The following is a 19,910-nucleotide window of genomic DNA, read 5'->3' as shown; positions in this document are numbered from 1 at the left end:
GCGACTCGCAGGTCCGGTTACAGGTTCAGCGTGCCAAAGGCGTTATTCCAGTCCTGTTCAAACTTCTCTATGGCTGACTCTACCGCAGGGGTGCCGAGCATTTGTTGCGCTACATCTAATGGAAGGGTGATGGCTTCGCAACCGGCCAGCAGGCAATCCAGCGCCTGACGGGGCGTTTTGAAGCTCGCCGCCAGCACTTTGCTCTCGGGCGCATGCATTTCCAGCAGAGATTGCAGCTCCTGCACCATGCGGATACCGTCCCCGCCCTGGGCGTCAACGCGGTTAACGTAAGGCGCGACGTACTTTGCGCCGGCCAGTGCGGCCAGCAGGCCTTGCGAAGCGCTGTAGACGGCGGTGCCAAGAGTCGGGATGCCTTCCTTCTTCAGCATTTTGATAGCGGCGAGGCCTTCGGCGGTCACCGGGATTTTGACCACGATGCCCGGCACGGCGTTGCTCAGGCGTTTAGCTTCTTCCACCATGCCCAGCGCATCGCGGCTCATGGTCTGCGCGAAGAGGGCGCCCTCCGGACCGATGGCTTTCTGCAGGCGTGGGAGCACGTCCCATACCGGAGTTTTACCGGCGGCGATAATGCTCGGGTTGGTGGTTACCCCGGCCAACGGGTAGATGCGGGCCAGGCGTTCCACTTCGGCGACGTTGGCGGTATCCAGATAGAGTTCCATCGTGTTTTCCTCAAGGCTTAATTCGATATTGTCGTTGAGGTAAGCATACGGCTTTCGTTCGAAGGACCGCCAGATGACAAATTTGCCAAAAACTGGATAAATGTACGCATCACGATTAAGGATGATTTAGATCACATTTATCGGCGATGGTGGGGTTGGGCAGCAATAAAAGCGCGCACAAAAGTCAGGTTTAACACACAAAAATCTAGTTTTTGGCCGGAGAAGATATTTCCGTTAACTGGCTATGATACTGACGGCGGTATTCAGACGGCGAGCGCTCGGTGGTTTTGCGAAACAGGCGGCAGAAATAATTGCTGTCGGCGAAGCCGCAGGCGTGGGCGATATCTTTCACTTTCATATCGTGGCCCTTCAGCAGCATACGGGCCTGTTCAAGACGAATATGGTTCAGATATTCATTGAAGCCCATTGGCCCGCATTTCTGGAACAGGTGAGAAAGATAGTTGGGGGAGAGATAGAACGCCTGGGCCACCGATTCCCGGCTCAGCGGCTCTGCATAATGGGCGTCCATGTACTGGCGGATCGCCTCAAACAGCGCCTGGCTGCGCGAGGAGGTTTGCGCCTGGCTGCCGAGAAGGTCATGGCAGTGGCTGAGCAGGCTGACGACAATGCTGCGGGCGGTTCGCTGCTCCTGCGGCTGCATCCGGAGCTCATTGAGCGCCTGCAGCAGAAATGAACCGACGCGCGGCCCGCGGCGCAGCGCCTGCCGCTTTTCGACAACGGTTATCGCCTTGCCATTCCAGTGCTGCAGCGAGCACTCCAGTCGCTGCTTATCGAACAGGAGACTTAACAGCAGGCAGGGCGCCTGCCACTGCGGGCAGTTCCAGCTATCGCCAGGGATATAAAGCACGTCGTTCGCCTCAAGAGGGCTGGCGTTTTTGCCGAGTGCCCGGTCGGGCAACTGCCCATCGATGATGATGTTCAGACGGGGAAAATCAACCTGCACTACCGGCTCAGCAGGCGAGCGCATCTCGCCGGCAAAATAGACCCGGCCGATACCATTCTGCTTTTTTAGGAATGAATCAATAAGTTGATTGATATCGTTGTCCATCATTCTTCCGTTCAGCGCATCACCTCTTTCATCATACCGGACATTTTTCCAGCGGTAAAAGCGCTTGCCAGTCACGCTTGCTTCCCAGATAAGATATGTTATATCGTAACAATTTGTCGCCATTGATAGCAAACTCAGGAGAGAGTAATGACCAGAAAGATCCCCCTGCTGGCCTTTGGATTCGGCATGGCGTTAGCCAGCGCCCAGGCGTTTGCCCACGGCAATCATAACCATGGCCCGGCGTTAACCGACATCGAACGTCAGGCCAGCGAAGGCATTTTTGCCGATAAAAATGTGCAGGACCGCGCGCTGAGCGACTGGGAGGGCGTCTGGCAGTCGGTAAACCCGTATCTGCTCAACGGCGACCTCGATCCGGTGCTGGAGCAGAAGGCGAAAAAGCCCGGCGGCAAGAGCGTCGAGGAGTATCGCGCTTATTATAAGAAGGGCTACGCCACCGATGTGGAGCAGATTGGCATTGAAAATGATGTGATTGAGTTCCACGTTGGCGAGACCGTCAACAGCTGCAAATACCGCTATTCAGGCTACAAAATTCTGCATTACGCCTCCGGCAAGAAAGGCGTACGTTACCTGTTTGAGTGCCAGCAGGGCGATGCCAACGCGCCGAAATTTGTGCAGTTCAGCGACCATATTATTGGCCCGCGTAAATCGCAGCATTTCCATATTTTCATGGGCAATGAATCACAGGAGGTGTTGCTGAAAGAGATGGATAACTGGCCGACCTATTATCCATATGCGCTGCATAAAGAGCAGATCGTTGATGAGATGCTGCACCACTAGAACAGGTGAAAATCCCCCGACCGGGCGGCCGGGGGAGAGAGGCTTCGATTAGCCGGTGTTACGCATACCGGCGGCAACGCCGGCGATGGTGACCATCAGCGCTTGTTCAACGCGCGGATCCGGGTCCTTGCCTGCTTCTTCGGCCTGGCGTGAACGGTGCAGCAGTTCCGCCTGCAGGACGTTCAGCGGGTCGGTATAGATATTACGCAGCTGGATAGACTCGGCGATCCACGGCAGGTCGGCCATCAGATGGGAGTCATTGGCGATGGCCAACACGACGTTGATGTCGGCAGCCAGCAGCTTACGCAGCTCGGTACCCAGCGCCCACAGCTCCGGCTTCACCAGGCGCTGATCGTAGTACTCCGCCAGCCACAGGTCGGCCTTCGAGTAAACCATCTCCAGCATGCCAAGGCGGGTGGAGAAGAACGGCCAGTCGCGACACATCGCTTCCAGTTCACTCTGTTTTCCACCTTCGACCACCTTCTGCAGCGCGGCGCCAGCGCCCAGCCAGGCCGGTAGCATCAGGCGGTTCTGGGTCCAGGCGAAGATCCACGGAATGGCGCGCAGCGACTCGACGCCGCCGGTCGGGCGACGTTTTGCCGGACGCGAACCCAGTGGCAGTTTGCCCAGCTCCTGCTCCGGAGTCGCAGAGCGGAAGTAAGGCACGAAATCTTTGTTTTCACGTACGTAGCCGCGATACATCTTGCAGGAGACGTCGGACAGCTCAGCCATGATGTCGCGCCATTCGGCTTTCGGTTCCGGCGGCGGCAGCAGGTTGGCTTCCAGAATGGCGCTGGTATATAGCGACAGACTGCTGATGGTCACTTCCGGCAGGCCGTACTTAAAGCGGATCATCTCGCCCTGCTCTGTGACGCGCAGGCCGCCTTTCAGGCTTCCCGGCGGCTGCGAGAGCAGCGCCGCGTGGGCTGGCGCGCCGCCGCGGCCGATGGAACCGCCGCGTCCGTGGAACAGCGTCAGTTCGATACCGGCTTTCTCACAGGTTTTGATCAGCGCGTCCTGCGCCTGGTACTGCGCCCAGGAGGCGGCCATCACGCCAGCATCTTTGGCGGAGTCAGAATAGCCAATCATGACCATCTGCTTGCCCTGGATAAAGCCGCGGTACCAGTCGATATTCAGCAGCTGAGTCATGACATCGTTGGCGTTGTTCAGGTCGTCCAGCGTTTCGAACAGCGGGGCCACCGGCAGAGCAAAACCAATCCCGGCCTCTTTCAGCAGCAGATGAACCGCCAGCACGTCGGACGGCGTTTTGGCCATCGAGATCACGTAGGCGGCGATCGATCCGCGCGGCGCCTCGGCGATCACTTTGCAGGTATCGAGGACTTCGCGGGTCTCTTCGCTTGGCTCCCACTGACGCGGCAGCAACGGACGTTTGGAGTTCAGTTCGCGGATCAGGAAAGCCTGTTTGTCGGCTTCTGACCAGCTTTCGTAATCGCCGATCCCGAGGTAACGGGTCATTTCGCCCAGCGCTTCGGTATGGCGAGTGCTTTCCTGACGGATATCAATACGCACCAGCGGTACGCCGAAAGACTTCACGCGGCGCAGGGTGTCGAGCAGTTCGCCGTTGGCGATAATGCCCATGCCGCAGGCCTGCAGCGATTTATAGCAGGCGTACAGCGGCTCCCACAGCTGCTCGTTCTGAGTGATCAGTCCTGCCGGTTTCGGCAGCTTCTGACCTTTCAGGCGCGCTTCCAGCCAGGCCTGGGTCTCCATCAGCTGAGTGCGCAGTTTCTTCATCAGATAACGGTACGGTTCCTGAGCACCCTCGGCGCCAGCCAGCGCGCGAAGTTCGTCGGTACACTCCACCATCGACAGCTCGGAGATCAGCACCTGCACGTCTTTGAGGAACAGATCGGTGGCTTTCCAGCGGCTGAGCAGCAGCACGTGGCGGGTGATGTCAGCGGTCACGTTCGGGTTGCCGTCGCGGTCGCCGCCCATCCACGAGGTGAAACGCACCGGGACGAAGTCCACCGGCAGCTGATAGCCAAGGTTGGCTTCCAGCTGTTCGTTCAGCTCGCGCAGATAGTTAGGCACCCCTTCCCACAGGCTATTTTCCACCACCGCGAAGCCCCATTTGGCTTCGTCGACCGGAGACGGGCGGTATTTACGGATCTCGTCAGTATGCCAGGACTGGGCGATCAGCTGGCGCAGACGGCGCATCAGCTGATGGTGTTCGTAGTCGGCGATGTCTTTATTGTCCAGTTGCTTGAGGCAGCTGTTCACTTCCACCATTTTATGGATCAGCGTCCGGCGGGTGATCTCGGTCGGGTGGGCGGTTAATACCAGCTCCAGAGACAGAGATTCCACCGCTTTTTTGATGGTGTCTTCGTTGAGATTGGGTTGGTCTTTGAGCTTTCTCAGGGTACGCGCAATGACTTCCGGATTGCTGGCCGCTTCGCCATTCGGCGAAATGCTGTGATACTGCTCAGCGGTGTTCGCCAGATTCAGAAACTGGCTGAAGGCACGGGCAACCGGCAGCAGTTCGTCGTTAGACAAATTCTGCAGCGTGGTCAGCAGTTCCTGGCGGTTAGCTTCGTTGCCGGCGCGTGAAGATTTGGACAACTTACGGATAGTTTCGACACGATCAAGAATATTTTCTCCCAATGCATCCTTGATGGTATCGCCCAGCACCTTGCCGAGCATACTGACATTACTACGCAATGCGGAATATTGTTCGTTCATGTTACCCCAGACACCCCATCTCATTTTATTTTGTTATATCCGCTGCGCTGGAACGTGAGCAACGGATAAGCAACCCGTCTTTTATAAAGCCACGTAAATACCCCCACGTCAATTACTGCGAAATCGCTTCAGCAAACGAGTAAATCGCCGTAATTTGCGAAATTTAATTCAGGGGTCGCTGGATAAGCATCGCTTATGGAAATGTGACGATCGTCACCGTTCCGCCCCGGGAGAACGGGGCGGAAAAAGAGGGCGATTTTAGTGCCAGCAGAAGTGGTGGACCACCTGGCTAATCAGCTCCCGGGTCGGCTTGATAAAGCGCGTCTCCAGATACTCGTCAGGCTGATGGGCCTGATTGATGGAACCCGGGCCGAGAACCAGCGTCGGACATAGCGTCTGGATAAACGGCGCTTCGGTGCAGTAGTTCACCACGTCGGTCTGCGCGCCGAGCAGTTTCTCAACCACCTGGACCAGCTTATGGTCCGGCGGGCATTCGTAGCCGGGGATCGGCGGGTGCAGCTCTGAGACCGTCAGGCGGCCCGGCCAGCGCTCACTGACGGGCGCCAGCGCCTCGCCCAACAGACCATTAAGATCGTTGAGGGTCATCCCCGGCAGCGGGCGGATATCCATATGCAGTTCACAGCAGGCGCAGATGCGGTTTGAGGCATCGCCGCCATGGATAGCGCCCAGGTTGAGGGTTGGGTAAGGGACCGTGAACGCCTCGAAGTGGTAGCGCTCTTTTAGCAGATCGCGCAGCTGCATAATGCGGCCGATGGCGTCGTGCATAAGCTCAATCGCGTTAACTCCGCGTGCCGGATCGCTGGAGTGGCCGGACTGGCCCTGAATACGGATCGCGTTGGACATATGTCCTTTGTGGGCGCGGATCGGCTGCAGGGAGGTGGGCTCGCCGATGATGGCGCAGTCCGGGCGCAGCTGGGTGGTTTCGGCAAAATAGCGCGCGCCGGCCATGCTGGTCTCTTCGTCGGCGGTGGCCAGAATATACAGCGGTTTTTTCAGCGTGGTGACGTCGACATCGCGCAGGGCGTCGAGAATAAAGGCGAAGAAGCCTTTCATGTCAGCCGTGCCGAGGCCGTAGAGCTTGTTATCGTGTTCGGTGAGGGTGAACGGATCCCGCGTCCAGCGGCCATCATCGAATGGCACGGTATCGGTATGCCCGGCGAGCAGCAGGCCGCCGGCGCCGTGTCCGGTGCTGGCCAGCAGGTTGAATTTATGGCGCGTATCCGGCACCGGCTGTATCTCAACATTGAAGCCGAGATCGCGGAACCAGCCTGCCAGCAAATTGATTAAAGACTCATTGCTTTGATCGAGAGCCTCTTCGGTCGCGCTGATGGACGGTGTGGCGATCAACGCGCGGTAAATCTCGATAAAGGGCGGTAAATTGTTTTTCATTGTTGACACACCTTGGGTCGTGATAGTATCAATATTCATGCATTTATTGTGAATAAAAATACAATATCGTTGAGCGTAAGAAAACCCATCGAATGTAAGGAGATGCGCTTCCAATGTTAAATACGCTGATTGTGGGTGCCAGTGGTTATGCCGGCGCAGAGCTGGTGACCTATATCAATCGTCATCCGCATATGAACATAACCGCTTTGACGGTCTCCGCGCAAAGCAATGATGCGGGAAAATTAATTTCCGACCTGCATCCGCAGCTCAAAGGCATTGTCGATATGCCGCTGCAGCCGATGTCCGATATCAGCGAATTCAGCGCTGGCGTGGACGTGGTGTTTCTCGCCACCGCGCACGAAGTGAGTCACGACCTGGCGCCGCAGTTCCTTGCCGCCGGCTGCGTGGTGTTCGATCTTTCCGGTGCCTTCCGCGTTAACGATGGGGCGTTCTACGAAAAATATTACGGTTTCACTCATCAACATCCCGACCTGCTCAAACAGGCGGTGTATGGTCTGGCGGAGTGGAGCGCGGATGCGCTTAAAGAAGCGCAGTTAATCGCGGTGCCTGGCTGCTATCCGACGGCGGCGCAGCTGTCGCTGAAGCCGCTGATTGAGGCCAATCTGCTGGATCTGAACCAGTGGCCGGTGATCAACGCCACCAGCGGGGTGAGCGGCGCGGGTCGTAAGGCCGCGATCGGCAATAGCTTCTGTGAAGTGAGCCTGCAGCCATACGGCATATTTAACCATCGCCATCAGCCGGAGATTGCCAGCCACCTCGGGGCAAAGGTGATTTTTACCCCGCACCTGGGTAATTTTAAGCGCGGCATCCTTGAAACCATTACCTGCCGCCTGAAGCCGGGCGTCGGCCACGCGCAGATCGCAGCGGTTTACCAGCAGGCTTACGCCGATAAACCGCTGGTACGTTTATATGATAAAGGCGTACCCGCATTGAAAAGCGTCGAGGGTCTGCCATTCTGTGATATCGGTTTTGCCGTGCAGGACGACCATCTCATCGTCGTCGCGGCTGAAGATAACCTGCTGAAAGGCGCCGCAGCGCAGGCAGTGCAGTGCGCGAATATTCGTTTCGGCTTCGCTGAGACGCAGTCTCTTATTTAAGGTGTGATGATGAACCCATTAATTATCAAACTCGGCGGCGTATTACTCGATAGCGAAGAGGCGCTGGAGCGCCTGTTTACCGCGCTGGTTAACTACCGTGAAGCGCACCAGCGCCCGCTGATTATCGTCCACGGCGGCGGCTGCGTGGTGGATGAGCTGATGAAGCAGCTTAATCTGCCGGTGAAAAAGAAAAATGGCCTGCGGGTTACGCCTGCCGATCAGATTGACATCATTACCGGCGCGCTGGCGGGAACCGCCAACAAAACGCTGCTGGCATGGGCGAAAAAACATGGTATTTCCTCGGTAGGCCTGTTCCTCGGCGATGGCGATAGCGTGAAGGTCACGCAGCTGGATGCCGAGCTGGGCCATGTCGGGCTGGCGCAGCCGGGCTCCCCGGCGCTGATCAACACCCTGCTGGCGGGCGGTTACCTGCCGGTGGTGAGCTCTATCGGGGTGACCGATGAAGGCCAGCTGATGAACGTCAATGCTGACCAGGCGGCGACGGCGCTGGCGGCCACCCTGGGGGCGGATCTGATCCTGCTGTCTGATGTCAGCGGTATCCTCGACGGTAAAGGACAGCGTATTGCCGAGATGACCGCCGAGAAAGCGGAGCAGCTGATCGAGCAGGGCATTATCACTGACGGCATGATTGTTAAAGTGAATGCGGCCCTTGACGCCGCACGTGCCCTGGGCCGTCCGGTGGATATCGCCTCCTGGCGTCACGCCGAGCAGCTGCCAGCGTTATTTAACGGCACGCCGATCGGCACACGTATTCTGGCTTAAGATTTCATGCCCGGCGGCGCGTCGTCTGCCGGGCTTACAGACTGTAGGCCGGGCGGCACAATGTCGCCGGCAGAACTAACGAATAAAGGAAGCATGTTATGGCACTTTGGGGCGGGCGTTTTACACAGGCAGCAGATCAACGGTTCAAACAGTTCAACGACTCGTTGCGCTTCGACTATCGTCTGGCGGAGCAGGATATCGTTGGCTCTGTCGCCTGGTCGAAAGCGCTGGTAACGGTCGGCGTTCTGAGTGCCGCTGAACAGCAGCAGCTGGAAGAAGCGCTGAACGTGCTGCTGGAAGAGGTGCGCGCCAATCCGCAGCAAATCCTCGCCAGCGATGCCGAAGATATTCACAGCTGGGTGGAAGGCAAGCTGATCGATAAAGTGGGCCAGTTGGGCAAGAAACTGCACACCGGGCGCAGCCGTAACGACCAGGTCGCCACCGATCTTAAACTATGGTGCAAAGATACCGTTGTCGAACTGCTGTCGGCGAACCGCCAGCTGCAGAGCGCGCTGGTGGAGACTGCCCAGCATAACCAGGACGCGGTGATGCCGGGGTACACTCACCTGCAGCGTGCCCAGCCGGTGACGTTCGCACACTGGTGTCTGGCCTACGTTGAAATGCTGGCGCGTGACGAAAGCCGCCTGCAGGACGCGCTGAAGCGCCTCGACGTTAGCCCGCTGGGCTGCGGCGCGCTGGCGGGGACGGCGTATGAAATCGACCGCGAGCAGCTGGCCGGCTGGCTGGGCTTTGCCTCTGCCACACGCAACAGCCTCGACAGCGTTTCCGATCGCGACCATGTTCTGGAGCTGCTTTCCGATGCGTCTATCGGCATGGTGCATCTGTCGCGCTTTGCTGAAGATCTGATTTTCTTTAACTCCGGCGAGGCGAACTTCGTCGAACTTTCTGATCGCGTAACCTCCGGCTCCTCGTTGATGCCGCAGAAGAAAAACCCGGACGCGCTGGAATTAATTCGTGGTAAATGCGGCCGCGTGCAGGGCGCGTTGACCGGCATGATGATGACGCTGAAAGGCCTGCCGCTGGCCTACAACAAAGACATGCAGGAAGATAAAGAGGGGCTTTTCGACGCCCTGGATACCTGGCTCGACTGCCTGCATATGGCGACCCTGGTGCTGGATGGCATCCAGGTGAAACGCCCGCGCTGTGCGGAAGCGGCGCAGCAGGGCTATGCCAACGCCACAGAACTGGCAGATTATCTGGTGGCAAAAGGCGTTCCGTTCCGTGAAGCGCACCATATTGTTGGTGAGGCGGTAGTCGAAGCCATTGCGCAAGGGAAACCGCTGGAAGCGCTGCCCCTGGTCGATCTGCAGAAATTCAGTCCGGTCATCGCAGACGATGTTTATCCGATTCTGTCTCTGCAGTCCTGCCTCGATAAACGCGCAGCGAAAGGCGGCGTTTCGCCGCAGCAGGTGGCGCAGGCTATCAGCGACGCAAAAGCGCGCCTGAGCTAATTCTCTGGCATCCGCCTCTCTGAACCCGGCCGAGCCTGATGACGCCGGGTTTTTTATGCAAAAAAAAAGCGGACACAAGGTCCGCAAAAGTTCACGTTGGCTTTAGTTGTTCGGGTAGAGAAACAGTGTGACGGGCCAATGATTTTCACAGGTATACCGTCTCTATGGGCGTATTATTGAACAGAAAGCTTGATAGGGATAATCGTTCGTTGCTATGCTATCTATCGCCATGGACTATCGTGGCGATGGAGGATGAATAATGAATATTCGCGATCTTGAATACCTGGTAGCGCTCGCCGAACACCGCCACTTCCGGCGGGCGGCTGACTCATGCCACGTGAGCCAACCGACGCTCAGCGGACAGATCCGCAAGCTCGAGGATGAACTTGGCGTCATGCTGCTGGAGCGCACCAGCCGTAAGGTTCTGTTTACCCAGGCGGGGCTGTTGCTGGTGGATCAGGCGCGTACCGTGTTACGCGAAGTAAAAGTGCTCAAGGAGATGGCAAGCCAACAAGGGGAAACCATGTCCGGGCCGCTGCACATCGGCTTGATCCCGACAATTGGCCCGTATCTGCTGCCGCAAATCATTCCGATGCTGCACCAAACCTTTCCGAAGCTGGAAATGTACCTGCACGAAGCGCAGACCCATCAGCTGCTGGCCCAGCTCGACAGCGGTAAGCTCGACTGCGCCATTCTGGCGCTGGTCAAAGAGAGCGAGGCCTTTATCGAGGTGCCGCTGTTTGATGAGCCGATGATGCTGGCTATCTATGAGGATCACCCGTGGGCGAACCGCGACCGGGTGCCGATGTCGGATCTGGCTGGTGAAAAGCTGCTGATGCTTGAGGATGGCCACTGTCTGCGCGATCAGGCGATGGGCTTTTGCTTTGAAGCGGGAGCGGATGAAGATACCCACTTCCGGGCGACCAGTCTGGAAACGCTACGCAATATGGTGGCGGCAGGCAGCGGCATTACCTTGCTGCCTGCGCTGGCGGTACCGCAGGAAAGAAAACGCGATGGCGTGGTCTATCTGCCGTGCATTAAGCCAGAGCCAAGACGAACCATCGGCCTGGTTTACCGTCCCGGCTCCCCGCTGCGCAGCCGCTATGAACATCTGGCGGAGGCCATCCGCGGTACGATGGATGGCCATTTCGACAAGGCGTTAAAACAGGCGGTTTAAGCCGTTCAGCGCGGCAACCCGATACGCTTCCGCCATGGTCGGGTAGTTAAAGGTGGTGTTGACGAAGTACTCAATGGTGTTACCACCACCTTTCTGCTCCATGATCGCCTGGCCGATATGAATGATTTCGGCTGCGCGTTCGCCAAAGCAGTGAATGCCGAGGATCTCCTTGGTCTCCCGATGGAACAGGATCTTCAGGGTTCCCACGCTCATGCCAACGATTTGCGCCCGTGCCAGGTGTTTAAACTGGGCGCGACCCACCTCATACGGCACTTTCATTGCCGTCAGCTGTTGCTCGGTTTTCCCGACGGAGCTGATTTCCGGAATGGTGTAGATCCCGGTGGGGATATCTTCAATCAGATGCGCTGAAGCTTCGCCTTTCACCAGCGCCTGGGCGGCAATGCGCCCTTGATCGTAAGCGGCAGAAGCCAGGCTTGGATAGCCGATGACATCGCCAACCGCATAAATGTGCGGGAGGGCGGTCTGGTACATGCTGTTGACCTTCAGCTGGCCGCGGCTGTCAGTCTGCAGACCGATGTTTTCCAGCGCCAGGGTGTCGGTATTGCCGGTGCGGCCGTTGGCGTACAGCAGGCAATCGGCCTTCAGTTTTTTACCGGACTTCAGGTGCATGATCACGCCGTCATCCACCCCCTCAATTTTCTCATACTCCTCATTGTGGCGAATGACCACGCCGCTGTTCCAGAAGTGATAAGAGAGCGAGTCTGACATCTCCTGATCGAGGAAGGCCAGCAGACGATCGCGGGTGTTGATCAGATCGACCTTCACCTCCATGCCGCGGAAGATCGAGGCGTATTCGCAACCGATCACCCCGGCGCCGTAAATGATCACGTGGCGCGGCTCATGCTGCAGGCTGAGAATCGAATCGCTGTCATAGATGCGCGGGTGGTGGAAATCGACATCGGCCGGATGGTAGGGACGTGACCCGCAGGCGATAACGAATTTCTCCGCAGTCACCGTCTCGACCGTGCCGTCATGGCATTCCAGCGCCAGAGTATGTTCATCAACGAAGTGCGCATTGCCCTGCAGAATTTCACAGTGGTTGCGCTCATAGAATCCCTGGCGCATATGAGTCTGCTGGTTGATGACGCTGTCGGCATGGTTGAGGATGTCGGCGAAAGAAGAGCGAAGAAGGCGGGAGTGGTCGCTGTAGAGGGGGTTTTGGTTAAACTCGATGATACGGCTGACGGCATGGCGGAGGGCTTTCGACGGGATGGTGCCCCAGTGGGTGCAACCGCCGCCGACATTATGGTAGCGCTCAATGACGGCAACGCGTACTCCCTGTTTCACCAGTCCCATGGCGGCGCCTTCGCCGCCAGGGCCGGAACCAATCACTATTGCATCATAATCCCAAGAGTGTGACATGGCATTACTCACCTGTTTTATACATAAAATAAACACGATGATAACATTCGCTGCGCTTTAACCCAATTATCGTTGTGCTTTTTTGCGGCATAAAAGCAGAAACGGCTCGTAAACAATCATTCACAATCCAGTGCAAACCGATTAGTTTTAATCTCTGGTATAGTGCCAGCAGGGCTATTGGAAGGATTCATACATCGTGATGGGCGTAAGAGCACAACAAAAAGAAAAAACCCGCCGTTCGCTGGTGGAAGCAGCATTCAGCCAACTTAGCGCTGAGCGGAGTTTCGCCAGCCTGAGCTTGCGCGAAGTGGCGCGGGAAGCTGGGATCGCGCCGACGTCCTTTTATCGTCATTTTCGCGATGTCGATGAGTTAGGCCTGACGATGGTCGATGAGAGCGGACTGATGCTGCGCCAGCTGATGCGCCAGGCGCGCCAGAGAATTGCTAAAGGCGGCAGCGTGATCCGTACCTCGGTCTCCACCTTTATGGAGTTTATCGGTAACAACCCGAACGCCTTCCGCTTGCTGTTGCGAGAGCGCTCGGGAACCTCTGCGGCGTTTCGCGCCGCCGTCGCGCGCGAGATCCAGCACTTTATCGCGGAACTCGCCGACTATTTAGAACTCGAAAACCATATGCCGCGCGCCTTCACCGAAGCGCAGGCTGAAGCTATGGTCACCATCGTCTTTAGCGCTGGCGCGGAAGCGCTGGATGTCGGCCCTGAACAGCGCCGGCAGCTGGAAGAACGGTTGGTGCTGCAGCTCAGAATGATCTCGAAAGGCGCGTATTACTGGTATCGCCGTGAACAAGAAAAAATGTCACATCATTCCGAATAACGTGAAGGACGAGCAATGAAACACTCAGTTCAAGATAAAGGTACGCTGCTGCTGGCGCTGATTGCCGGGTTATCCATTAATGGCGCCTTTGCGGCGCTGTTCAGTTCGATAGTTCCGTTTTCCGTCTTCCCGATTTTATCCCTGCTGCTGACGGTCTACTGTCTGCATCAGCGCTATCAGAATCGCAGTATGCCCGTTGGGCTTCCGGGCCTGGCCGCCGCCTTTTTTATTCTCGGGGTACTGTTGTACAGCACCGTCGTGCGTGCGGAGTACCCGGATATCGGCTCTAACTTCTTCCCGGCCGTTCTGTCCGTCGCGATGGTCTTCTGGATCGGCTACAAGATGCGTAACCGCAAAAATACGGCAGCCGAGTAAGCCGCCAGTGGTGTAAAAAAACCGGCAATATGACATTGCCGGTTTTTTTGGGCCTATTTCCGGGTCAGCAGAACGCCGCATTCCATATGATGGGTGTACGGGAACTGGTCGAACAGCGCCAGCCGGGTGACGTTGTGCGTCTGGCTTAACGTCTCCAGATTGCGGCACAGCGTTTCCGGGTTGCATGAAATGTACAGAATGCGCGGATAGGCCTGCACCATTTTTTCCGTTTCGCTGTCCAGTCCGCTGCGCGGCGGATCGACGAAAATGGTCTCGCACTGATAGCTCTGCAGATCGATACCCTGCAGCCGGTTGAACTCCCGCACGCCATTCATCGCCTGAGTAAACTCTTCCGCCGCCATGCGGATAATCTGCACGTTGTCGATATGGTTAGCGGCGATGTTGTACTGCGCCGCAGCCACTGACGGTTTGGCGATTTCGGTGGCCAGCACGCGATCAAAATTACGCGCCAGCGCCAGCGAGAAGTTACCGTTGCCGCAGTACAATTCCAGCAGGTCGCCGGTCGCCCCTTTGGTGACATCCAGCGCCCACTCCACCATCTGAATGTTCATGGCCGCGTTCGGCTGGGTAAAGCTGTTTTCCACCTGACGGTAGATCATCTCTCGCCCGCCAACTGGCAGACGTTCATCTATATAGTCCTGATCGAGCTCGATTTTGGTTTTGGTCGCCCGTCCAATCAGATGCACATTGAGTCCCTGGGCTCGCAGGGCGTCACGCAGCGCCTCCGCTTGCTCACGCCAGGCATCATCCAGCTTTTTATGATACAGCAGCGAAACGACCGCCTGGTTGCTGAGGGTGGTCAGATAGTCAATCTGGAACAGCTTATGGCGCAGCACGGGATTGTTGCGCACGCCCTCCAGCATGGCGGTCATCAACTGATTGATAAGCGCGCTGGCGGCCGGAAAGCTGTCAACGCGAATCCGCGACCGGGTCTGCTGATCGAAAATAATATGGTACAGATCGTCGCCATCGTGCCACAGACGGAACTCGGCGCGCATCCGGTAGTGGCTGACCGGCGAACGAAACACTTCCGGAACCGGCGCGGCAAAAGGCGCCATCATGGTTTGCAAACGGACGACTTTTTCTGCCAGCTGCGCTTCGTATTGTTCGGTAGGAAGGTGTTCGGGGGTCATGATGCATCCTGAATAAAATAAGTACGCGGGGATTGTAGGGAAAGCGCCGGGGATGTCCAGCCTCGAATGTGGCGGGAAATATAATTAGCAGTCTGGACATCTATATGATTCTAATTGTAGCATTCGCCTACCGGTCCTGTGAGTTAAAAGGGAACCCAGTGGAAATCTGGGGCTGACGCGCAGCGGTAAGGAAGGTGAGAAATGAGCGCACTCGGTGCAGACACTGCGGCTAGCCGTGGGAAGTCATTATTTCTTGAAACAGCCTCCAAGCCCGAAGACCTGCCGGAATACGTCGCACTGGGTTTTATCGTCGCGAGCAACTGATAAAACCAGCGGCATCCTTTTTCTGTTTCGGATGCTTTTACAATGATTAAAAAAGCTTCGCTGATGACGGCTTTATCCGTCACGGCATTTTCCGGCTGGGCGCAGGATAGCAATTCAGATACGTTAGTGGTGACAGCAAACCGTTTTCAACAGCCGGTCAATACCGTGCTGGCGCCGACCGACATTGTGACGCGCGATGATATCGACCGCTGGCAGTCCAAAGATTTAAACGATGTCATGCGTCGTCTTCCTGGGGTCGATATTGCCCGCAACGGCGGCATGGGGCAGAGCGCTTCGCTGTATGTTCGGGGGACGGAGGCTCGTCACGTGCTGGTGCTGATCGACGGTGTGCCGATGGCGCGTCCGGGGATCTCCAATGGCGTAGATATCAGTCAGATCCCTATCTCGCTGGTCCAGCGGGTGGAATACATCCGTGGCCCGCGCTCCGCAGTCTACGGCTCCGGAGCGATCGGTGGGGTGGTGAACATTATCACCATGACCGACGCTGAGCGTTCGCAAATTAACGCCGGCGCGGGCACGAACGGCTACCAGTCCTATGACGGCGCCTTTAACAAGCGGTTTGGCGATACGCTGGTTACCGCTGCCGGCGCCTATCAGACCACCAAAGGATTTAACGTTCAGCCAAACTCCTCTTATAGTGGCGACAGCGATCGCGACGGCTACCGCAATAAAATGCTGTGGGGCGGGGTACAGCATCAGTTCGATGACAACTTCTCAGGTTTCTTCCGCGGCTATGGTTATTCCGCCAACGCTGACTATGACCAGGGCAACTGGGGCTACGCAGGCGGAAACGATGAAGATCAGTCTTATACTCAGTCCTGGGATACCGGTCTGCACTACCACTCCGGGATTTACTCCTCTCAGTTGATTGCTAACTATCAGCGCATCAAAGATTACAACTACAGCAGCGACGCTGGCCGCTATGCCGCGGGCACCACCCTGGATGATATGGAACAGCGCTATATCCAGTGGGGAAATAATGTTGTGGTAGGCCATGGGGCAGTGAGCGGCGGCGTTGACTGGAAACAAGAGAAGCTGAAATCCAGCGGAACGACCAGTACCGACGTGTATAAGCGTGACACCACCGGTCTTTATCTGACTGGGCAGCAGCAGATTGATAGCGTGACGCTGGAAGCTTCCGGCCGCGAGGATCATGACGAGCAGTTTGGCTGGCACGGAACCTGGCAGACGGCGGCAGGCTGGGAATTTATCGACGGTTATCGGACAACGCTCTCGTACGGTACAGGATTCCTCGCCCCCTCCCTTGGGCAGCAGTATGGCGCAGAGCGTTTTGGCATCGCCTCTAACCCGAACCTGAAACCCGAGGAGTCGAAGCAATGGGAAGCGGGCCTCGAAGGGTTAACGGGGCCGCTCGACTGGCGCCTCTCCGCGTATCGCTATGAGATTCAGAACCTCATCGATTACGACAACAACGCCTATTACAACGTCAAGTCTGCGACGATCAAGGGGCTGGAGTGGACGGGGAATGTCACCACCGGGCCGGTGGAGCATCATCTAACGCTGCAGTATGTTGACCCTCGCGATGACGAAACCAACAAGATCCTCTATCGCCGGGCGAAGCAGCAGGTGAAATACGAGCTGAACGGTCAGGTCTACGATCTGGGGTGGGATGTGACGTATCACTACATCGGCAAGCGTTACGATTATGACTACGACAACTCGCGTACCGTCAATATGGGTGGGTTGAGCCTTTGGGATGTCGGTTTATCGTATCCCGTCACCTCACACCTGACAGTTCGTGGTAAAATAGCCAACCTGTTCGATAAAGATTACGAGACAGTTTATGGCTACCAATCTGCAGGACGGGAATACACCTTGTCTGGCAGCTACACCTTCTGATCCACGTCCCACCGTGCTGGTGTTTGATTCCGGCGTCGGTGGGTTGTCGGTTTATAATGAGATTCGGCAGCTGCTGCCGAATCTGCATTACATCTATGCTTTCGATAACGTTGCCTTCCCCTATGGCGAGAAGAGCGAGGAGTTTATCGTTGAGCGCGTTGTGGAAATCGTCACTGCTGTCCAGCAGCGTTATCCCCTGGCGCTGGCGGTGATCGCCTGCAATACCGCCAGTACCGTCTCCCTGCCTGCCCTGCGTGAAAAGTTCGCTTTCCCCGTCGTTGGCGTGGTGCCGGCGATCAAGCCCGCCGCCCGTTTAACGGCGAACGGCATTGTTGGCCTGCTGGCGACGCGCGGTACCGTAAAGCGTCCTTATACCCGTGAGCTGATCGACCGCTTTGCCAATGAATGTCGGATTGAAATGCTGGGGTCGGCGGAGCTGGTGGAGCTGGCGGAAGCGAAGCTGCATGGCGAGCCTGTGCCGTTAGAAGAGCTGCGCCGTATCCTGCGCCCGTGGCTGCGGATGCAGGAGCCGCCGGATACGGTGGTGCTGGGCTGCACCCACTTTCCTCTTTTACAGGAGGAGCTGCAGCGCGTTCTGCCGGAGGGCACGCGGCTTATCGATTCTGGCGCGGCGATTGCCCGCCGCACCGCCTGGCTGTTAGAGCATGAAGCGCCGGATGCGAAGTCCAGTGACGAGAATAAAGCATTCTGCATGGCGCTGACGGCAGAAACAGAACAACTTTTACCCGTTCTGCATCGCTATGGTTTCCCAACGCTGGAAAAATTACCGCTTTAAGGGCGTTTTGCACAAAAAAGAGACGGTTGAATAATTTTTTGAAAACAGGGCTTGTCAACGTCTCAGAACTCCCTATAATGCGCCTCCACTGACACGGAACAACGGCAAGCAAGCCGCCGGGTCAGCAAGGTTTCGGTGATGAAGTTCAACGCTGAAAACCGACAGAGAAAAGCAAAATAAGCGCTTGACTCTGCATGAGGAAAACGTATTATACGGGACCTCGCAACGGTGAGCTGAAAGCCGCGTTGCAACTGCTCTTTAACAATTTATCAGACAATCTGTGTGGGCACTCAAAGTGACATGGATTCTTAACGTCCTCGGACGAAAAATGAATACCAAGTCTCTGAGTGAACATACGTAATTCATTACGAAGTTTAATTCACGAGCATCAAACTTAAATTGAAGAGTTTGATCATGGCTCAGATTGAACGCTGGCGGCAGGCCTAACACATGCAAGTCGAGCGGTAGCACAGAGAGCTTGCTCTCGGGTGACGAGCGGCGGACGGGTGAGTAATGTCTGGGAAACTGCCTGATGGAGGGGGATAACTACTGGAAACGGTAGCTAATACCGCATAACGTCGCAAGACCAAAGTGGGGGACCTTCGGGCCTCATGCCATCAGATGTGCCCAGATGGGATTAGCTGGTAGGTGGGGTAACGGCTCACCTAGGCGACGATCCCTAGCTGGTCTGAGAGGATGACCAGCCACACTGGAACTGAGACACGGTCCAGACTCCTACGGGAGGCAGCAGTGGGGAATATTGCACAATGGGCGCAAGCCTGATGCAGCCATGCCGCGTGTGTGAAGAAGGCCTTCGGGTTGTAAAGCACTTTCAGCGGGGAGGAAGGCGGTGAGGTTAATAACCTCATCGATTGACGTTACCCGCAGAAGAAGCACCGGCTAACTCCGTGCCAGCAGCCGCGGTAATACGGAGGGTGCAAGCGTTAATCGGAATTACTGGGCGTAAAGCGCACGCAGGCGGTCTGTCAAGTCGGATGTGAAATCCCCGGGCTCAACCTGGGAACTGCATTCGAAACTGGCAGGCTAGAGTCTTGTAGAGGGGGGTAGAATTCCAGGTGTAGCGGTGAAATGCGTAGAGATCTGGAGGAATACCGGTGGCGAAGGCGGCCCCCTGGACAAAGACTGACGCTCAGGTGCGAAAGCGTGGGGAGCAAACAGGATTAGATACCCTGGTAGTCCACGCTGTAAACGATGTCGATTTGGAGGTTGTGCCCTTGAGGCGTGGCTTCCGGAGCTAACGCGTTAAATCGACCGCCTGGGGAGTACGGCCGCAAGGTTAAAACTCAAATGAATTGACGGGGGCCCGCACAAGCGGTGGAGCATGTGGTTTAATTCGATGCAACGCGAAGAACCTTACCTGGTCTTGACATCCACAGAACTTTCCAGAGATGGATTGGTGCCTTCGGGAACTGTGAGACAGGTGCTGCATGGCTGTCGTCAGCTCGTGTTGTGAAATGTTGGGTTAAGTCCCGCAACGAGCGCAACCCTTATCCTTTGTTGCCAGCGGTTAGGCCGGGAACTCAAAGGAGACTGCCAGTGATAAACTGGAGGAAGGTGGGGATGACGTCAAGTCATCATGGCCCTTACGACCAGGGCTACACACGTGCTACAATGGCATATACAAAGAGAAGCGACCTCGCGAGAGCAAGCGGACCTCATAAAGTATGTCGTAGTCCGGATTGGAGTCTGCAACTCGACTCCATGAAGTCGGAATCGCTAGTAATCGTAGATCAGAATGCTACGGTGAATACGTTCCCGGGCCTTGTACACACCGCCCGTCACACCATGGGAGTGGGTTGCAAAAGAAGTAGGTAGCTTAACCTTCGGGAGGGCGCTTACCACTTTGTGATTCATGACTGGGGTGAAGTCGTAACAAGGTAACCGTAGGGGAACCTGCGGTTGGATCACCTCCTTACCTTAAAGAACCTGCCTTTGTA

General features: G+C 56.6%; 15 protein-coding genes, 1 rRNA gene and 1 riboswitch. Of the genes, 10 read left to right on the top strand and 6 right to left on the bottom strand.

Features of this window, described 5'->3' with window-relative positions:
- Positions 1–17: 17 nt before the first annotated feature.
- Together fsa and AC3EMD_RS26800 are read right to left on the bottom strand one after the other, a co-directional pair.
- Positions 18–680, bottom strand: a complete 663-nt coding sequence (fsa, locus tag AC3EMD_RS26805) for a fructose-6-phosphate aldolase (RefSeq protein WP_023340878.1) — start codon at positions 678–680, stop codon at positions 18–20.
- A gap of 205 nt (positions 681–885) precedes the next feature.
- Complete coding sequence (locus AC3EMD_RS26800; protein WP_162535968.1) at positions 886–1,872, bottom strand: AraC family transcriptional regulator; 987 nt, start codon at positions 1,870–1,872, stop codon at positions 886–888.
- 24 nt (positions 1,873–1,896) lie between these two features.
- Between AC3EMD_RS26800 and zinT the strand changes: the two genes are divergently transcribed.
- Positions 1,897–2,547, top strand: a complete 651-nt coding sequence (gene zinT / locus AC3EMD_RS26795; RefSeq protein WP_032736929.1) for a metal-binding protein ZinT — start codon at positions 1,897–1,899, stop codon at positions 2,545–2,547.
- 48 nt (positions 2,548–2,595) lie between these two features.
- Here the strand turns inward: zinT and ppc are convergent, their stop codons facing one another.
- Complete coding sequence (ppc, locus tag AC3EMD_RS26790; RefSeq protein ID WP_008807858.1) at positions 2,596–5,247, bottom strand: phosphoenolpyruvate carboxylase; 2,652 nt, start codon at positions 5,245–5,247, stop codon at positions 2,596–2,598.
- A gap of 258 nt (positions 5,248–5,505) precedes the next feature.
- Complete coding sequence (gene argE / locus AC3EMD_RS26785; protein WP_012969211.1) at positions 5,506–6,657, bottom strand: acetylornithine deacetylase; 1,152 nt, start codon at positions 6,655–6,657, stop codon at positions 5,506–5,508.
- 113 nt (positions 6,658–6,770) lie between these two features.
- On the opposite strand from argE, the gene argC reads away from it, so the two are divergent.
- The 4 genes from argC (at position 6,771) to oxyR (ending at position 11,207) form a co-directional block, all read left to right on the top strand.
- A complete protein-coding gene (gene argC / locus AC3EMD_RS26780; RefSeq protein ID WP_022064625.1) occupies positions 6,771–7,775 on the top strand; it encodes an N-acetyl-gamma-glutamyl-phosphate reductase in 1,005 nt (334 codons plus the stop codon).
- 6 nt (positions 7,776–7,781) lie between these two features.
- On the top strand, positions 7,782–8,558 hold the full coding sequence (gene argB / locus AC3EMD_RS26775; RefSeq protein ID WP_086070891.1) for an acetylglutamate kinase: 777 nt from the start codon (positions 7,782–7,784) through the stop codon (positions 8,556–8,558).
- Between the two features lie 98 nt (positions 8,559–8,656).
- Positions 8,657–10,030 (top strand): argininosuccinate lyase, encoded by a 1,374-nt coding sequence (gene argH, locus AC3EMD_RS26770; protein WP_012543258.1) that lies wholly within the window; start codon positions 8,657–8,659, stop codon positions 10,028–10,030.
- A 259-nt stretch (positions 10,031–10,289) separates the two neighbouring features.
- Positions 10,290–11,207, top strand: a complete 918-nt coding sequence (gene oxyR / locus AC3EMD_RS26765) for a DNA-binding transcriptional regulator OxyR (RefSeq protein ID WP_008807853.1) — start codon at positions 10,290–10,292, stop codon at positions 11,205–11,207.
- Here oxyR and sthA read toward each other — a convergent pair.
- Positions 11,190–12,590: a Si-specific NAD(P)(+) transhydrogenase gene (gene sthA / locus AC3EMD_RS26760; RefSeq protein ID WP_008807852.1), complete on the bottom strand. Its 1,401-nt coding sequence runs from the start codon at positions 12,588–12,590 to the stop codon at positions 11,190–11,192. The two genes, oxyR and sthA, sit on opposite strands and share 18 nt — an antisense overlap.
- A 196-nt stretch (positions 12,591–12,786) precedes the next feature.
- Between sthA and fabR the strand changes: the two genes are divergently transcribed.
- Entirely contained in the window at positions 12,787–13,422 is a 636-nt protein-coding gene (fabR, locus tag AC3EMD_RS26755) for an HTH-type transcriptional repressor FabR (protein ID WP_004151856.1), read from the top strand.
- A gap of 15 nt (positions 13,423–13,437) precedes the next feature.
- On the top strand, positions 13,438–13,797 hold the full coding sequence (locus AC3EMD_RS26750) for a YijD family membrane protein (RefSeq protein ID WP_004203691.1): 360 nt from the start codon (positions 13,438–13,440) through the stop codon (positions 13,795–13,797).
- Positions 13,798–13,850: 53 nt separating this feature from the next.
- On the opposite strand, the gene trmA is transcribed toward AC3EMD_RS26750, so the two are convergent.
- On the bottom strand, positions 13,851–14,951 hold the full coding sequence (gene trmA / locus AC3EMD_RS26745) for a tRNA (uridine(54)-C5)-methyltransferase TrmA (RefSeq protein WP_302073859.1): 1,101 nt from the start codon (positions 14,949–14,951) through the stop codon (positions 13,851–13,853).
- Positions 14,952–15,065: 114 nt separating this feature from the next.
- Positions 15,066–15,252, top strand: a riboswitch (cobalamin riboswitch).
- 65 nt (positions 15,253–15,317) lie between these two features.
- Here trmA and btuB point away from each other — a divergent pair.
- The 3 genes from btuB (at position 15,318) to AC3EMD_RS26730 (ending at position 19,888) form a co-directional block, all read left to right on the top strand.
- Positions 15,318–17,156 carry a TonB-dependent vitamin B12 receptor BtuB gene (gene btuB / locus AC3EMD_RS26740; protein ID WP_012969208.1) on the top strand — a complete coding sequence of 613 codons (1,839 nt, stop codon included), beginning with the start codon at positions 15,318–15,320 and terminating at the stop codon, positions 17,154–17,156.
- Complete coding sequence (gene murI / locus AC3EMD_RS26735) at positions 17,101–17,952, top strand: glutamate racemase (protein ID WP_008807849.1); 852 nt, start codon at positions 17,101–17,103, stop codon at positions 17,950–17,952. The genes btuB and murI overlap by 56 nt, the downstream gene beginning before the upstream one ends.
- Before the next feature lie 396 nt (positions 17,953–18,348).
- Positions 18,349–19,888 (top strand): 16S ribosomal RNA (locus AC3EMD_RS26730).
- The last annotated feature ends 22 nt before the right edge of the window (positions 19,889–19,910 follow it).

This window comes from Klebsiella sp. PK18, assembly GCF_057784655.1.
Note: the sequence above shows the minus strand (reverse complement) of the source record. Positions and strands in the feature narration are given on the sequence as shown.

Coding starts and splice junctions, on each gene's coding strand:
- fsa (WP_023340878.1), bottom strand. CDS start 680: ATGGAACTCTATCTGGATACCGCCAACGTCGCCGAAGTGGAACGCCTG.
- AC3EMD_RS26800 (WP_162535968.1), bottom strand. CDS start 1,872: ATGGCGACAAATTGTTACGATATAACATATCTTATCTGGGAAGCAAGC.
- zinT (WP_032736929.1), top strand. CDS start 1,897: ATGACCAGAAAGATCCCCCTGCTGGCCTTTGGATTCGGCATGGCGTTA.
- ppc (WP_008807858.1), bottom strand. CDS start 5,247: ATGAACGAACAATATTCCGCATTGCGTAGTAATGTCAGTATGCTCGGC.
- argE (WP_012969211.1), bottom strand. CDS start 6,657: ATGAAAAACAATTTACCGCCCTTTATCGAGATTTACCGCGCGTTGATC.
- argC (WP_022064625.1), top strand. CDS start 6,771: ATGTTAAATACGCTGATTGTGGGTGCCAGTGGTTATGCCGGCGCAGAG.
- argB (WP_086070891.1), top strand. CDS start 7,782: ATGATGAACCCATTAATTATCAAACTCGGCGGCGTATTACTCGATAGC.
- argH (WP_012543258.1), top strand. CDS start 8,657: ATGGCACTTTGGGGCGGGCGTTTTACACAGGCAGCAGATCAACGGTTC.
- oxyR (WP_008807853.1), top strand. CDS start 10,290: ATGAATATTCGCGATCTTGAATACCTGGTAGCGCTCGCCGAACACCGC.
- sthA (WP_008807852.1), bottom strand. CDS start 12,590: ATGTCACACTCTTGGGATTATGATGCAATAGTGATTGGTTCCGGCCCT.
- AC3EMD_RS26750 (WP_004203691.1), top strand. CDS start 13,438: ATGAAACACTCAGTTCAAGATAAAGGTACGCTGCTGCTGGCGCTGATT.
- trmA (WP_302073859.1), bottom strand. CDS start 14,951: ATGACCCCCGAACACCTTCCTACCGAACAATACGAAGCGCAGCTGGCA.
- btuB (WP_012969208.1), top strand. CDS start 15,318: ATGATTAAAAAAGCTTCGCTGATGACGGCTTTATCCGTCACGGCATTT.
- murI (WP_008807849.1), top strand. CDS start 17,101: ATGGCTACCAATCTGCAGGACGGGAATACACCTTGTCTGGCAGCTACA.